This window comes from Burkholderia sp. Ac-20365 (genome assembly GCF_017104715.1).
Classification (GTDB): Bacteria; Pseudomonadota; Gammaproteobacteria; order Burkholderiales; family Burkholderiaceae; genus Paraburkholderia.
In genome coordinates this window covers 45,228-59,987 of the sequence record NZ_JAAGPI010000049.1, presented here as the reverse complement: position 1 = coordinate 59,987, position 14,760 = coordinate 45,228, and the positions used below count along the sequence as shown (strand labels likewise).

At 62.8% G+C, this 14,760-nt stretch carries 14 protein-coding genes; 11 read left to right on the top strand and 3 right to left on the bottom strand.

Features of this window, described 5'->3' with window-relative positions; translation table 11 throughout:
• Window positions 1–406: 406 nt before the first annotated feature.
• From G3O01_RS40480 to flgA, 3 genes are all read right to left on the bottom strand, one after another.
• Window positions 407–853, bottom strand: a complete 447-nt coding sequence (locus tag G3O01_RS40480) for a flagellar protein FlgN (protein WP_205813090.1) — start codon at window positions 851–853, stop codon at window positions 407–409.
• Window positions 854–950: 97 nt separating this feature from the next.
• The gene (gene flgM, locus G3O01_RS40475) at window positions 951–1,289 is read right to left on the bottom strand and encodes a flagellar biosynthesis anti-sigma factor FlgM (RefSeq protein WP_205813089.1); all 339 of its coding nucleotides are present in this window, start codon (window positions 1,287–1,289) and stop codon (window positions 951–953) included.
• A gap of 105 nt (window positions 1,290–1,394) precedes the next feature.
• On the bottom strand, window positions 1,395–2,690 hold the full coding sequence (gene flgA / locus G3O01_RS40470; protein WP_205813088.1) for a flagellar basal body P-ring formation chaperone FlgA: 1,296 nt from the start codon (window positions 2,688–2,690) through the stop codon (window positions 1,395–1,397).
• Window positions 2,691–2,932: 242 nt separating this feature from the next.
• Here flgA and G3O01_RS40465 point away from each other — a divergent pair, with 242 nt between their 5' ends.
• The 11 genes from G3O01_RS40465 (at window position 2,933) to flgK (ending at window position 14,756) form a co-directional block, all read left to right on the top strand.
• Window positions 2,933–3,424: a flagellar basal body rod protein FlgB gene (locus G3O01_RS40465; protein WP_205813087.1), complete on the top strand. Its 492-nt coding sequence runs from the start codon at window positions 2,933–2,935 to the stop codon at window positions 3,422–3,424.
• 106 nt (window positions 3,425–3,530) lie between these two features.
• Complete coding sequence (gene flgC, locus G3O01_RS40460; protein WP_109483761.1) at window positions 3,531–3,956, top strand: flagellar basal body rod protein FlgC; 426 nt, start codon at window positions 3,531–3,533, stop codon at window positions 3,954–3,956.
• 11 nt (window positions 3,957–3,967) lie between these two features.
• Window positions 3,968–4,687 (top strand): flagellar hook assembly protein FlgD, encoded by a 720-nt coding sequence (locus G3O01_RS40455; protein WP_205813086.1) that lies wholly within the window; start codon window positions 3,968–3,970, stop codon window positions 4,685–4,687.
• Window positions 4,688–4,720: 33 nt separating this feature from the next.
• Window positions 4,721–6,223 carry a flagellar hook protein FlgE gene (locus tag G3O01_RS40450; RefSeq protein WP_205813085.1) on the top strand — a complete coding sequence of 501 codons (1,503 nt, stop codon included), beginning with the start codon at window positions 4,721–4,723 and terminating at the stop codon, window positions 6,221–6,223.
• A 22-nt stretch (window positions 6,224–6,245) separates the two neighbouring features.
• A complete protein-coding gene (gene flgF, locus G3O01_RS40445) occupies window positions 6,246–7,004 on the top strand; it encodes a flagellar basal-body rod protein FlgF (protein ID WP_205813084.1) in 759 nt (252 codons plus the stop codon).
• A 52-nt stretch (window positions 7,005–7,056) separates the two neighbouring features.
• Window positions 7,057–7,845 (top strand): flagellar basal-body rod protein FlgG, encoded by a 789-nt coding sequence (gene flgG / locus G3O01_RS40440; RefSeq protein ID WP_205813083.1) that lies wholly within the window; start codon window positions 7,057–7,059, stop codon window positions 7,843–7,845.
• A gap of 38 nt (window positions 7,846–7,883) precedes the next feature.
• A complete protein-coding gene (gene flgH / locus G3O01_RS40435) occupies window positions 7,884–8,594 on the top strand; it encodes a flagellar basal body L-ring protein FlgH (protein WP_205813082.1) in 711 nt (236 codons plus the stop codon).
• Window positions 8,595–8,596: 2 nt separating this feature from the next.
• Entirely contained in the window at window positions 8,597–9,787 is a 1,191-nt protein-coding gene (locus tag G3O01_RS40430) for a flagellar basal body P-ring protein FlgI (RefSeq protein ID WP_241024673.1), read from the top strand.
• A 12-nt stretch (window positions 9,788–9,799) separates the two neighbouring features.
• Complete coding sequence (flgJ, locus tag G3O01_RS40425; protein WP_205813081.1) at window positions 9,800–10,735, top strand: flagellar assembly peptidoglycan hydrolase FlgJ; 936 nt, start codon at window positions 9,800–9,802, stop codon at window positions 10,733–10,735.
• A 416-nt stretch (window positions 10,736–11,151) separates the two neighbouring features.
• Entirely contained in the window at window positions 11,152–11,901 is a 750-nt protein-coding gene (locus G3O01_RS40420; RefSeq protein ID WP_205813080.1) for a flagellar brake protein, read from the top strand.
• Between the two features lie 881 nt (window positions 11,902–12,782).
• Window positions 12,783–14,756 carry a flagellar hook-associated protein FlgK gene (gene flgK, locus G3O01_RS40415; protein WP_205813079.1) on the top strand — a complete coding sequence of 658 codons (1,974 nt, stop codon included), beginning with the start codon at window positions 12,783–12,785 and terminating at the stop codon, window positions 14,754–14,756.
• Window positions 14,757–14,760: the final 4 nt, after the last annotated feature.

The window sequence follows — 14,760 nt, the reverse complement described above, 5'->3', positions numbered from 1 at the left end:
CGCTATAGAACGTGGGCGATGCGATCGCGCATGTGGCGACGCGGGAGTGTGAAGCGGGTGATGCGCCGATTCAAAGCGCTGGCAACGGGCATTGCATGGCAGAACGCCGTGTGAAGCGGAGGACCCGCTGGGGGCCCTCAGGCAGGCACAAGAATTAGCGGTGTTCAGCGGCTTTCTTTTGCCTACTTTTCTTTGCCGCGGCAAAGAAAAGTAGGTGCCGCCCCGCACAGGGGCAACGCTTGAAGCACCAGTAACAAAACGCGGATGCCATCAAAAACACAAGCAAACCAAACCAGCACAAACAAGAGCCACAAAAAGCAAAAAACCGGTACCCAAAGAGCACCGGTCCGGTAATAAAACAGCAAAAAACAGAAGAGGGGATCGAAGGGGCCAAGCCCCTTAAAAATCAGATACCAAAAGCTGGAACCCGCCCATCGGGCCCATACAACGCGCCTCGCTCAGGCCCAATAGCCACATTAAGCGCGGCGAGAGCCCGCCGGTTGTACTCCATGCGAGTACGAATCAACGCACCGTTAGTGGTATTAAACCGTTTAGCCCGCTCAACAGCCTTCTGCAACAACGACCACTGCGTTGCCAGACGGGAATCGGCAGCCACGGCCATCTCCATCCCCTTCCATCCAGCCGGATACCCAAGCTCCGTCAGCTGCGTATCACGCGCTTTCTCCAGCGTGGAGAGCCGCTCGACCAGCTCCATCTTCTTTTCGACGATGGGCGGCAGCGTCTCGATAGGATGCACCGTGGTCAACGCCCTCTCCTCAGCGGCGAGGACGGAAGCGAACAGCTCCACAGCGGAGTATTCGTCGATAACAGTGGCAAGCAGGGCGTCTTTCATCGCTATACAACTCGCTAGGCACCGGCTCGCGCGACACGCAACCCGGATTTGTCACAAAAGCCGCCCGGCCCCCGCCGCACCATCATCGGTGCGCCGATCAGTTGCCGGTCGACTGGCTCTTCTTCTGCAGCAGATCGCGTGCCGTCGCCAGCACGCCATCGGCGATCTTCCCGGAATCGATCGTCAACGAGCCATTCTTGATGGCCTGCTTGATCGACTCGACGTGCGCCGTGTCGATGTCCGACGAACCAGCGCTAGCAAGGCTTTGCAAATGCGACGACAGCCCCGACAGATTCACATTGGCAGCACCCGACGACGTCGCCGTCGTCGTTGCCGTGCCTGCGCCGCCCGTCGTAGCGGCGTCGCCTTGCTGCGTGCGCTGCAGCCCGTCTTTCAACGTCTGCAGGCTGGAATGGGTAGTGGAATCAACTTTCACGATTGGCTTCCTGAACGATTTGAATGTAATAACGGCATTCACATCGTCAACTTTAGCTCAACCGATCCGACACATTTTTCAAGATGTAACCACGGTAAGTTCTCGTCAGAGCTGGATTTCGACGGTTCCGCCGTCCTTCACGATGCCCTGGATGATCTGCCCATTGGCCGTCTTCACCCGCACCGGCTGGCCCGGCGACGCATTGTTCATCGCGCTGCCTTCCGACGAAATCGCAAAACCCTGACCCTGCGCAATCACTTTCACCGACTGTCCGATTGTTACCGCGTCCGCGCTCTTCAGCATGTCCCGGCGCAGCGGCAACCCCGCCGACACCCGCATCAGCGCAACCGAGCCGACGACCTGCGCCGGATCGGTAATCACCGCCTGCGGCAGCATCGTCAGATCGCCGTCGCGGGCCATGAGATCGGCGGCGGACAGCAGTTCACCCGGCGCGATCGAGCGTGAAGCGAGGAAGTACGTCGCGTGAATCGAAACCTTCGCTTGCAGGTAAAGCGTCCACGGACGCTCGCCCGAGCAGCGCACGCCGACCGTCGTGCGGCCCCACACGCGCGCGCCCGTCGGCAGGAACGGCTCGAGCGTCGTGCAGGCGGCGAGTCCGCGCGGAAACACGTTCGCAATCGTGATGTCGACCTTGCCCGGCAAGCCCGCCGACTGCTGCTGCAGATACGCGAGCGCGGCGCGGCGGATCGCTTCGCCGTCCTGTTGTCCGGCGGGCACCGGCGCGGCCGGTTGCGCGACAGCAGGCTGCGCGGCTACCTGGACTTGCGCCGGAGCGGCTTGCACGGCCGTTACGCCGACACGTGCCGGAACGCCGCGCAACTGGGCGGCCGCTGAATTGCCAGCGGGAGGATTCACTGCAATCGGCTGAACGCCCGCCGTCGGACGCGCCGCGGCCTGAACCTGAGCGGGCGCGACCACGACAGGCATCACCTCGCGCGAGGCTGGCTGGAGGCTCACGCGCATCATGCCCGGCGCGGGCCGATTCATATTCGTGGGTGCAACGGGCGCGGCCTGCTGCGCTGAAGTCTCGCCTGCGCCCGGAATCACGATCGCGCCATCGGCATGCGCGGCTTGTGCGAAGCGGTCCGTGTCGTTGCGCGTGTTCGTAAGCGTTGCGGGCGCAACGACCGGTGCAGCCGTCGCATTCATGCGCGGTGCGGCTGCTGCAGGCGTGGGCGTGTTGAGCCGCTCGGCCATCGCCTGCAGTTCGGCGGCGTTCTTCTCGCCTGGTCCTGCAATGACGATCGGGCCGCCGTTCTCCTGCGCATGCGCGATGGACACGGCCGCGCACGCGCCGACCAGCGCCATCGCCGACAGCGTCCGGACAGCGCGCGCACCCGTGCGGCGGGATCGGCGCGAAGCGGTGGCGGGCAAGGGCATGGTCGTTCTCCTTCTCTGATGCAACAGTACGAATCGCATTCTAGAGATCGCGCCTCTCGTGCAAACGGTGAATAGAGGCATCCTTCCCCGGCTATTCGTCCGATTAAGACTTGCGCACCGCCCGCACAATGCACCACATGCAAAAAGGCCATCCCGGTCAACACCTTCGAAACGCTTCTTGCCGAACAAGGCGAATCGATGGCGCGAAGCGGGAAGCCTCGGACCGTTCCACGGAGAACCCAATGCTGGACAAACTCGATCGCGAATTTGCCTTTGGCCGCCAGGCGCTCGATGTGCGCGCCTATCGGCAGGAACTGCTGTCGTCGAACATCGCGAACTCCGATACGCCTGGCTACAAGGCCCGCGATATCGATTTCGCTTCGTCGCTGGCGGGCGCGCTGAAGAAAAGCGGCGGCTCGACGGCGGGCGCGTCGAACAACGCGCCGCTCGCGATGACGCAACCCGCCGGCGTGTCGCAAGGCATGTCGATGGTGTCGACGGAGCCGGGCCATATGACCGGCACGGCGCGCCTGATTCCGACGGGCGGACCGACCGACGACTTCGGCAAGGTCGCCTACCGCAATCCAACGCAGCCTTCGCTCGACGGCAACACGGTCGATCTGGACGCCGAGCGTGTGCAGTTCGCCGACAACTCGCTGCACTTCGAGTCCGGCATGACGGTGCTGTCGCAGCAGATCAAGTCGATGCTGTCGGCGATCACGTCGAACGGTTAATGAAATGGCGCGGTTATCCATATAGATAGCCGCGCGCTGGATCAACGCTAAAAACTAACGCTACGGGATTAGTCGCCGGTGCGCCGGCAAGAGAGGTCGAAAAGCCATGCCATCCCTGATGAACATTTTCAACGTCGCGGGTTCAGCGATGTCCGCGCAGTCGCAACGCCTGAACGTGACCGCGTCGAACCTCGCGAACGCCGACAGTACGACGGGCCCCGACGGCAAGCCGTACAAGGCGAAGCAGGTCGTGTTCGCCGTCAACCCGATCGGCGGCGCGCGTACGGGCTCGGGCCAGCAGGTCGGCGGCGTGCAGGTGACGGGTGTCATCGACGACCCGACGCCGATGAAAACGTCCTACGACCCCGGCAACCCGGCCGCCGACGCAAACGGTTACGTCCAGATGCCGAACGTCGACCCGGTGCAGGAAATGGTCAACATGATTTCGGCCTCGCGCTCTTATCAGGCCAACGTCGAAACGCTCAACACCGCGAAACAGCTGATGCTGAAGACGCTCACGATCGGAACCTGAGGAGAGTTTCCTTGACTACCAGTACAACTATTGGCAACAACGGCGCGACGGTGTCGCAGACGTTGCTCGACACGATGAACGGCACCAGCAGCTCGTCGTCGTCCTCTTCGAGCTCGACGTCCAGCGCGACCTCGGGCAACGACCTGCAGAACACGTTCCTTCAGCTGCTGATCGCGCAGATGAAGAACCAGGATCCGACCAGCCCGATGGACAGCTCGCAGATGACCTCGCAGCTCGCCCAGATCAACACGGTGACGGGCATCGGCCAGTTGAACACGTCGCTGACCTCGCTCGCCACGCAACTGACGACCAACCAGTCGACCCAGGCCGCGAACCTGATCAGCTCGACGGTGCTCGCCCCGGGCAGCGACTTCTCGGTGGCATCGGGCAAGGCGACGGGCTTCGGCGTCACGCTCGCAGCCGACGCAACCGACGTGCAGATCACCGTCAAGAACTCGGCCGGCCAGATCGTCAACACGATCGACCTCGGCAAGCAGCCGGCCGGCACCATTCCTATCGGCTGGACGCCTGTCGACAAGTCGGGCAACGCACTGCCGGACGGCACCTACACGTTCACCGCGTCGAGCACGACGGCGGACGGCACGGGCTCGCCGACCACGCTGTCGGCAGCCACCGTGCAGGGCGTCATCAAGCAGCCCGATGGCACGCCGGGCCTCGTTCTCTCGAATGGCAAGACGGTCGGCCTCTCGACGGTTGCCGCCATCATCTAAACGCATTCAGCATCACCAGATACGGAGACCGTCATGGGTTACCAGCAGGGTTTGAGCGGACTGGCAGGCGCATCGAGCGACCTCGACGTCATCGGCAACAACATCGCGAACGCGAACACCGTCGGCTTCAAGCAGGGCGCAGCGCAGTTCGCCGACATGTACGCGAACTCGGTCGCCACGGCCGTCAACAACCAGATCGGCATCGGCACACGCATGTCGGAAGTCGAGCAGAACTTCTCGCAAGGCACGATCACGAGCGACGACATCGCGCTGCACATCGCGATCAACGGCAACGGCTTCTTCCAGATGTCGAACAACGGTACGGCGACGTACTCGCGCAACGGCGTGTTCCAGCTCGACAAGAACGGCTACATCGTCAACGCCGACGGCCTGAAGCTGATGGGCTACGCAGCCAACTCGAACGGCATCATCAACACGGCGGGCACGGTGCCGCTGCAGGTGCCGACGACGAACATTCCGCCTGTCGCGACGAAGGCCATCACGGCCGGCCTGAACCTGAACGCGCAGGACAACCTCGCGCTGGGCACGCCGACGGTCAATGTCACCACGACGGGCAGTCTGACCAGCAACGGCGCGACGATCACGGATGGGACGCAAGGCACGAACGCCAACAGCTATACGATTGCGTTCACGAGCGCGACGGCCTACACGATCACGTCCAGCGACGGCACGACCTCGACGGGCACCTATTCGGCCAACTCGCCGATCAAGCTCGGCAACGGTGAAACCGTCACGCTCGCCGGCACGCCGGCAAGCGGCGACTCGGTGACGATTGCGCCGAACCACACCGCCTTCGACCCGACCAACAGCGCGACCTACACGTACTCGACGTCGGTGCCGGTTTATGACTCGCTGGGCGGCAAGCAGCAGGTCGACATGTACTTCGTGAAGACGGCAGCCGGCACGTGGGACGTCTACGCCGGCAAGGACGGTAGCGTCTCGACCACCAAGGTCGGCACGGCGAATTTCGACACGTCGGGCAACCTGGTCAGCACGACCGACAGCACGGGCGCGGCCACCTCGACGCTGTTCGCCTTCAACTTCTCGATTCCGAATTCGGACGGTTCGGCGACGCCGCAAAACCTGTCGCTGAGCATTGCCGGCACGACGCAGTTCGGCAGCAAGGACGGTGTGAACGCGCTCACGCAGGACGGCTATCCGGCTGGCCAGCTGACGAACTTCACGATCGGCGCCGACGGCGTCATCACGGGCAACTACTCGAACTACCAGACGATGGCGCTCGGCCAGGTTGCGCTGGCGACGTTCGCGAACCAGAACGGCCTCGTCAACCTGGGCAACAACCAGTTCCAGGCGACGGCTGCTTCCGGCGTGGCCGTGATCGCGGCACCGGGCTCGACGAACCACGGCGTGCTGCAGGGCGGCGCGACGGAAAACTCGAACGTCGACCTGACGAGCGAGCTGGTGAACCTGATCACGGCGCAACGCGATTACCAGGCAAACGCGCAGACGATCAAGACGCAGCAGGCCGTCGACCAGACGCTGATCAACATCTAATCGCTGACGCCCCGACACCATCATGGACCGGCTCATATACACCGCGATGTCGGGCGCCACTCAGGCGCTCGAACAGCAGGCCGTGGTCGCGAACAACCTCGCGAACACCTCGACCACGGGCTTCAAGGCCCAGCTCGCGACGTTCCGCGCCGTGCCGATGGCGTTCGGCGACGGCACCACGATTCAGGACGACACCACGCGCACTTTCGTGCTGTCGTCGACCCCGACCGCGGACTACACACCCGGCCCGATCCAGCAGACGGGCAACCCGCTCGACGTTGCAATCCAGGGTCCGGGCTGGCTGTCCGTGCTCACGCCCGACGGTCAGGAAGCGTACACGCGCGCAGGCAACCTGCACGTCGACGCCAACGGCCAGCTGGTCACGGCCAGCAACATGCAGGTGGTAGGCGGCGGCGGTCCCGTGGCCGTGCCGCCCGGTGCGGAAGTGACGATCGGCACCGACGGAACGATCTCGGCGCTGATGCCGGGCGACCCCGCCACGACGATCGCGCTCGTCGATCAGCTGAAGCTGGTGAATCCCGCCCCTGGCGAGCTCAAGCATGGCGACGACGGTCTCTATCACACGGCTGACGGCAATCCCGCCGATGCCGATCCGAACGTCAAGGTCGCGGCGGGCGCACTCGAAGGCAGCAACGTGAACCCCGTGGCGGCGATGGTCTCGATGATCACCAACGCCCGTCAGTTCCAGATGCAGACCAAGATGATCGAGTCCGCCGACCAGAATGAACAGTCGGCCAACAAGCTGCTGAACTTCAGCTAATCCCGACGCAGATTTAACGGAACGCACGACGCTGCGCTCCACGGAGAAACAAGTGAACCGCTCACTCTATATCGCCGCCACGGGCATGAATGCGCAACAGGCGCAGATGGACGTGATTTCGAACAACCTCGCGAACGTCAGCACGAACGGCTTCAAGGGCTCGCGCGCCGTGTTCGAAGACCTGCTGTATCAGACCATCCGCCAGCCTGGCGCGAACTCGACGCAGCAGACGGAACTGCCGTCGGGCATCCAGCTCGGCACAGGCGTGCAACAGGTCGCGACCGAACGCCTGTACACGCAGGGCAACCTGCAGCAGACGGGCAACTCGAAGGACGTCGCGATCAACGGCCAGGGCTTCTTCCAGGTGCAGATGCCGGACGGCACGACCGCGTACACGCGTGACGGCTCGTTCCAGACCAACGCACAGGGCCAGCTCGTCACGTCGAGCGGCTATCAGGTGCTGCCCGCGATCACGATTCCGCAGAACGCGACGTCGCTCACGATCGGCAGCGACGGCGTGGTGTCGGTGACCACCGCCGGCTCGACGGCGACGACGCAGATCGGCTCGCTGCAGGTCGCCACGTTCATCAACCCGACCGGCCTCGACGCGAAGGGCGAAAACCTGTTCGCTGAAACCACGTCGTCGGGTACGCCGAACGTCGCGACGCCGGGTCTGAACGGCGCAGGCACGCTGAATCAGGGCTATGTCGAAGCGTCGAACGTGAACGTCGTGCAGGAACTGGTGAACATGATCCAGACCCAGCGCGCGTACGAAATCAACAGCAAGGCCGTGACGACTTCCGACCAGATGCTGCAGACGCTCAGCCAGATGCCCGTTTAAGCAGGCTGATAGTCAGAAACATTCAGGCGGTAATCAAGATGTCGCACTTCATTCGAAACCAGATCACTGTGCGCGGCGCGCGGGCAGTTTCCATGCTCGCCAGCGCGAGCGTGTTCGCCGCTGCGCTCGGCGGCTGCGCGCTCGTGCCGCGGGACCCGATCACCCAGCAACCGATGACGGCGATGCCTCCGACGCCGCCATCGCTGCAGGCGCCCGGCTCGATCTACAACCCCGGTTACGCTGGCCGGCCGCTGTTCGAAGACCAGCGTCCGCGTAATGTCGGCGACATCCTGACCATTGTCATCTCCGAAAACGTCAACGCAACGAAGTCGTCGGGTTCGAATGCGAACCGTGCGGGCGAGACCAAGTTCGGCGTGCCGACGGCGGGCTTCATGGGCGGCCTGTTCGGCAAGGTGAATCTCGACGCGACGGGCAGCAACGCGTTCAAGGCGACGGGCGGCGCGAACGCGTCGAACACCTTCAACGGCACGATCACCGTCACGGTGATCGGCGTGCAGCCGAACGGCAATCTCGTCGTGAGCGGCGAAAAGCAGATGCTGATCAACCAGGGCAACGAATTCGTGCGCTTCTCGGGTGTCGTCAATCCGAACACGATCAGCAACCTGAACGCGGTGTACTCCACCCAGGTCGCGGACGCGAAGATCGAATATTCGGCGAAGGGTTACATCAACGAGGCCGAAGACATGAGCTGGCTGCAACGCTTCTTCCTCAACGTTTCGCCGTTCTGATCATGGGTACGTTCTCTTTTCTCCGCCTGAACGCCGTTGCCGGTTTCGCCGCGCGCGCCTTCGCCGTGGTCGCGCTCGCATGCGCCGCGCTGCCCGTGACGACGCACGTCGCGCACGCGGAACGCCTGAAGGATCTCGTGCAGATCCAGGGCGTGCGCGACAACCCGCTGATCGGTTATGGCCTTGTCGTCGGTCTCGACGGCACGGGCGACCAGACCACGCAGACGCCGTTTACGACGCAGACGCTCGCGAACATGCTCGCGAACCTCGGCATCTCGATCAACAACCAGACGGCTGGTTCGAGCAGTTCGAGCACGAGTTCGCTCTCCAGCATGCAGCTGAAGAACGTCGCTGCCGTGATGGTGACGGCGTCGCTGCCCGCGTTCGCGCGGCCCGGAGAAGCGCTCGACGTGACGGTGTCGTCGCTCGGCAATGCGAAGAGCCTGCGCGGCGGCACGCTGCTGCTCACGCCGCTCAAGGGCGCGGATGGCCAGGTATATGCGCTGGCGCAGGGCAACATGGCAGTCGGCGGCGCAGGCGCGAGCGCGAACGGCAGCAAGGTGCAGGTGAACCAGCTGGCGGCGGGCCGTATTACGGGCGGCGCGATCGTCGAGCGCTCGGTGCCGACCACGATTTCGCAGGCGGGCACGATGCAGCTCGACCTGAACGACATGGATTACGACACGACGCAGCGCATCACGTCGGCGATCAACAACGCGTTCGGTTTCGGCACGGCTGTCGCGCTCGACGGCCGCACGATCCAGCTGCGCGCGCCGACCGATCCGGCGCAGCAGGTGCAGTTCATGGCGCAGTTGCAGAACCTCGACGTGAAGCCGGCACAGGCTGCCGCGAAGGTGATCCTGAACGCGCGCACCGGCTCGATCGTGATGAACCAGATGGTGACGCTGCAGACCTGCGCGGTGGCGCACGGCAATCTGTCGGTGATCGTCAATACGCAGCCGGTGGTGAGCCAGCCGGGCGCGTTCTCGAACGGTCAGACGGTCGTTGCGCAGCAATCGCAGATTGCGCTGAAGCAGGATAACGGCGCGCTCAAGATGGTGAATGCAGGTGCGAATCTCGCCGAAGTGGTGAAGGCGCTCAATGCGCTTGGCGCGACGCCCGCGGATCTGATGTCGATCCTGCAGGCGATGAAGGCAGCGGGTGCGCTGCGAGCCGATCTCGAGATCATCTAAGGAACAACAAGAATGAACTCCGACACGACGCGCAATGCCGCGAACGACCTGACCAACCGGTTTGCCCTCGACACGCAGGGCTTCGACGCGATGCGCGCCCAGGCGGCTGCGAATCCGCGCGAGGCGATGAAGTCGGCGGCCAAGCAGTTCGACGCCGTCTTCACGCAGATGATGTTGAAGAGCATGCGCGACGCGACGCCGTCCGACGGCCCGTTCGATTCGCACGACACGGCAACGTTCACGTCGATGATGGATCAGCAGCTGTCGCAGCAGATGTCGTCGAAGGGCATCGGCGTTGCCGATGCGATGCTCAAGCAGTTGATGCGCAACTCCGGCATGTCCGCCGACGATTCGAACGCGGGCAACAACGTCGCGCTGAACGCGCTGGCCAAGGCCTACGCGAATCCGGCCAACAACGGCGCGCTGAAGACGGGCCGCGGCTATACGGCCAACAGCGCACTGACACCGCCCGTGCGTGGCGACGGTTCATCGGACAAGGTCGATGCGTTCGTGGACAAGCTCGCTGCGCCGGCGCAGGCTGCAAGCGCCGCGACGGGCATTCCGGCGCGCTTCATCATCGGTCAGGCCGCGCTCGAATCGGGCTGGGGCAAGCGCGAGATCAAGAAGTCGGACGGCTCGACCAGCCACAACATTTTTGGCATCAAGGCCACCGACGACTGGAACGGCAAGACGGTTGCAACGGTGACGACGGAGTACATCAACGGCCGTCCGCAGCGCGTGGTCGAGAAATTCCGCGCGTACGATTCGTACGAGGAAGCGATGACCGACTACGCGAGCTTCCTGAAGTCGAACCCGCGTTATGCGCAGGTCATCAACAATTCGTCGCGCGATGTGAACGGCTTCGCGCAGGGCATGCAGCGCGCCGGCTACGCGACCGATCCGCACTACGCGAAGAAGCTCATCTCGATCATGCAGAAAATGGTGTGACGTGTGTGAGCGAGGCACGTCGATGCTTCGCTCACGGTCTTGCAGTCACCCGGCGGTTCAACCGCATCATGCCGGCGACGGGGCCATCTCGCACAATCAGACGGACGGGCCGGCCGCCCTGGGCGGCTGGCTTGAGCCGCGTTTTCTTCTGACTTTTTGCCATTTGTCATTTCTCGACCGTGAAGGGATTTCGCGTATCCTGTCTTCGTTGCGGTGTCAAACGTTTGCGGAAAATATTTCGTAAAGCAGTCTAAACTTTGACCCGCCGCTGCCGCTAAACAGACAGACCCGATACCGGAATGCTGGAAAAAAAGCCGGTCCCACGCGTGTTTCGCGACCCATGCAGGCAGGGCTGAGCCTTGATCTGACGTGTTCGCGCGACGTGCACGCAAGAACGATGAGAAATTGGCAAGGCCATGAATACCACCCAGTCGAATGGTGATGACCGCGATACGGAAGGCGTCGACTTTGGTCGGCGCAATCCGCTAGAGATCGGTGTGCAACTGCGCAACCTGCTCAATCGCGGCGATTTTCTGACCGTGCAGTACAAGGGCGGCCAGCTCGTGACGAAGATCCTTGAAGTGGACGTGCGAGAGCGTACTTTCACGTTTGACTGGGGCGCGCTGGCCGAGCAGAACCGCGGCCTGCTGTCATCGCCCGAGGGCCATTTCCACGCGACGCCGGATGGCGTGCGGGTGCACTTCGTCACGCAGACGCCGCGTGAGACGACCTTCGAAGGACGGCCTTCGTTCGAGGCCAACTTCCCCGAGGTTTTGTATTACGTGCAGCGGCGCGAGTATTTCCGCGTCGATGCGCCGTTGCTGGATCCTTACACTTGCCGCGGGCGCCTGCCGGATGGCGAGGGTTTCCGTTTCGAAGTGCAGGATCTTTCGCTTGGCGGGATTGCGATGCGCACGAGTGATGAGCGTGTTTCCACGCTTGAGCATGGTGTGCAGTTGCTTGATACCGAAGTGACGCTTGGTGCGCTTGGAACCTTGCAGCTCGATCTTGAGTTGATGTCGAATCGGGCTATTGATTTGCCTAATGGGACGCAGCGTTACACGCTAGGGTTTCGCTTCTTGTCTCTGCCGGGGAATGCTGAGAATACGCTGCAACGGTTGATTACCCAGCTGGAGATGAAGCGCCGTTCTCTTGCGAGGGCTTGAGGTTTTTTTGTCTTGCGACGCTTGGGTGGTTTGCTTGTGTTTTTGCTGGCGTCCGCGATTTGTTATCGGTTCTTCACGCGTCGCCCCTGTGCGGGGCGGCACCTACTTTTCTTTGCCGCGGCAAAGAAAAGTAGGCAAAAGAAAGCCGCTGAACACCGCTAATCCTTGTTTCCGCCTGAGGGCCCCCAACGGGTCCTCCGCTTCAAACGGCAACCTGCCTTTCACTGCCCGTTGCCAACGCTCTTATCGAGCGCCTCACCCGCTTCACACTCCCGCGTCACCACACGCGCGATCGCATCGCCCACGTGCTATGGCGGCAAACTGTGTGTCGGCTTTCGCGCCGTACACGCATTCACTCCGGACTGAAAAACACGATCGGTGTCGTAAGGGCGCTGAGGTGTGGAGTACTACGACCTACACACAGTTTGCCACCTGGGCGGCCGTAACCAGTCGCTGCCGCTGGCTGCGCTACGGGTGCTTGAAGCGGGTGAGGCGCCTATTTAAGGCGTTGGCAACGGGCAGTGAAAGGCAGAACGCCGTTTGAAGTGGAGGACCGGTTGGGGGCCCTCAGGCGGAGGTCAAGCACGGGCGGTGTTAGCCCGCTTTCTTTGCTTACTTTCTTTGCGGCGGCAAAGAAAGTAAGTGCCGCCCCGCACAGGGGCAACGCGTGAACTGGGCAAAACATCACGCGGATGCCAGCACCAGCGCCAGCAAAACCAAAACCAAAACCAAAACCAAAACCAAAAAAAACCGCGCGTACCGCGCATAAAACCCCCTTCGAGCCCTCAATCTTCCGCCCGGAAAGCCGATATACAAACTGTTCGGTCAACCTGGCGGAGCCGAAAAACCTCCGCCCCTTACGCCGTCTTTCAGGATGACGCATGTCCAGCAACCTCTTTAGCATCGGCCTCAGTGGACTCAACGCAGCCCAATGGGGGCTGACAACGACGGGTCAGAACATCAGCAATCAGGCGACGCCCGGCTATTCCGTCGAGCGTCCCGTCTACTCGGAATCGAGTGGTCAGTACACGGGCTCCGGTTTTATCGGCAGCGGCGTGTCGACGACGACCGTTCAACGCCAGTACAGCCAGTACCTGACGACCGAGCTCAACAACGCCCAGTCGCAGTCCGGCTCGCTTAACTCGTACTACAACCTGATCGCGCAGCTCAACAATATGGTCGGCAGCCCGACCTCGGGCATCTCCAGCGCGATCACGTCGTATTTCACGGGCATGCAGAACGTCGCGAACGATGCGTCGAATCCCGCAATGCGCCAAAGCGCTATCAGTACCGCGCAATCGTTGGCGGACCAGATCAACGCGGCAGGCGACCAGTACGACCAGCTGCGCGCCAACGTCAACACGCAGCTCGGCGATACCGTCAAGCAGATCAACACGTACAGCGCCCAGATCGCACAGCTGAATACGCAGATCCAGGCGCTCAGCGCACAAGGTCAGCCGCCCAACCAGCTGCTCGACCAGCGTGACCTCGCTGTGTCGAACCTGTCGCAGCTCGTCGGCGTGCAGGTCGTGCAGAGCGATACGGGCTACAGCCTGTTCATGAGCAACGGCCAGCCGCTCGTCGTTGCCGACCGCAGCTTCAATCTCACGACGGTCACGTCGCCGTCCGACCCGACGGAAACGGCCGTTGCCTACGCGGGTCTTGCGAGTCAAGCCGGAACGACGACGCCGCAAATCCTGCCCGACAGCACGTCGCTGGGAGGGCAGATCGGTGGGCTGATGACGTTCCGCAGCCAGACGCTCGACCCCGCCGAAGCGCAACTCGGCGCGATCGCGACGAGCTTCGCCGCCCAGGTCAACGCGCAAAACGCGCTCGGTATCGACCTGAACGGCAACAAGGGCGGCGCGCTCTTCACGGTTGGCAATCCGACCGTCTACGCGAACCTGAAGAACACGGGCGGTGCGACGCTGGGCGCCACGCAGACCAACCCGGCGCAGCCGGTGTCGGGTGATTATTCGCTGTCGTACGACGGCACGAACTACACGCTCACCGACCGCTCGACGGGCCAGGTGGTCGGCCAGGCCGCCAATCTGACCAATCCCATCGGCGGCATGCAGTTCTCGCTGACGGGCTCGATGAACCCCGGCGATTCGTTCACCGTCGAACCGACGCGCGGCGCGCTCAACGGCTTCGCGCTGACTACCAGCGACGGCGCGGCCATCGCGGCTTCGTCGCCCGTGCTCGTCACGAAGGGCACGTCGAATACGGGTACGGCGTCGGTCTCGCAGGGCACGGTGTCGGCAGGCTACACGCTGCCGAATACCACGACGACGCTCACGTATGACTCGACGACGGGTTCCATCTCCGGCTTCCCGGTCGGCTCGACGGTGACGATCGACGGTACGCCGCCGACCTCGTACAACATCACCGCGACGACGACGCCGGTGCCGTACAACCCGGCCACGGGTTCGTCGATGACGATCACGGGCAGCACGATCAACAACGTGTCGCTCCAGATCACGGGCTCGCCCGCGAACGGCGATACCTTCCAGATCGCACCGAACCCGGCGGGCGGCAAGGACGGCCGCAACGCGCAGTCGATCTCGAATCTGGTGACCGCGAAGTCGTTGAGCAACGGCACGCAGACGCTGACCGACTCGTACGCGAACTACGTGAACAACATCGGCAACCAGACGAACCAGGTACAGGCGGCGAACAAATCGCAATCCGCGCTGGTCACGCAGATCACGACTGCGCAGCAGGCGATTTCCGGCGTGAACATCAACGAGGAAGCGGCCAACCTGTTGCAATACCAGCAGCTGTATCAGGCGAACAGCAAGGTCATCCAGACGGCCCAGACGCTGTTCCAGACGATCCTCGGCATTTTCAATTGAGGCG

Bases quoted from the DNA above. Each gene is read 5' to 3' on its own strand.
- flgK (WP_205813079.1), top strand. From the start codon at position 12,783: ATGTCCAGCAACCTCTTTAGCATCGGCCTCAGTGGACTCAACGCAGCC.
- G3O01_RS40480 (WP_205813090.1), bottom strand. From the start codon at position 853: ATGAAAGACGCCCTGCTTGCCACTGTTATCGACGAATACTCCGCTGTG.
- flgC (WP_109483761.1), top strand. From the start codon at position 3,531: ATGCCATCCCTGATGAACATTTTCAACGTCGCGGGTTCAGCGATGTCC.
- G3O01_RS40420 (WP_205813080.1), top strand. From the start codon at position 11,152: ATGAATACCACCCAGTCGAATGGTGATGACCGCGATACGGAAGGCGTC.
- flgA (WP_205813088.1), bottom strand. From the start codon at position 2,690: ATGCCCTTGCCCGCCACCGCTTCGCGCCGATCCCGCCGCACGGGTGCG.
- G3O01_RS40430 (WP_241024673.1), top strand. From the start codon at position 8,597: ATGGGTACGTTCTCTTTTCTCCGCCTGAACGCCGTTGCCGGTTTCGCC.
- flgH (WP_205813082.1), top strand. From the start codon at position 7,884: ATGTCGCACTTCATTCGAAACCAGATCACTGTGCGCGGCGCGCGGGCA.
- G3O01_RS40450 (WP_205813085.1), top strand. From the start codon at position 4,721: ATGGGTTACCAGCAGGGTTTGAGCGGACTGGCAGGCGCATCGAGCGAC.
- flgJ (WP_205813081.1), top strand. From the start codon at position 9,800: ATGAACTCCGACACGACGCGCAATGCCGCGAACGACCTGACCAACCGG.
- flgF (WP_205813084.1), top strand. From the start codon at position 6,246: ATGGACCGGCTCATATACACCGCGATGTCGGGCGCCACTCAGGCGCTC.
- G3O01_RS40465 (WP_205813087.1), top strand. From the start codon at position 2,933: ATGCTGGACAAACTCGATCGCGAATTTGCCTTTGGCCGCCAGGCGCTC.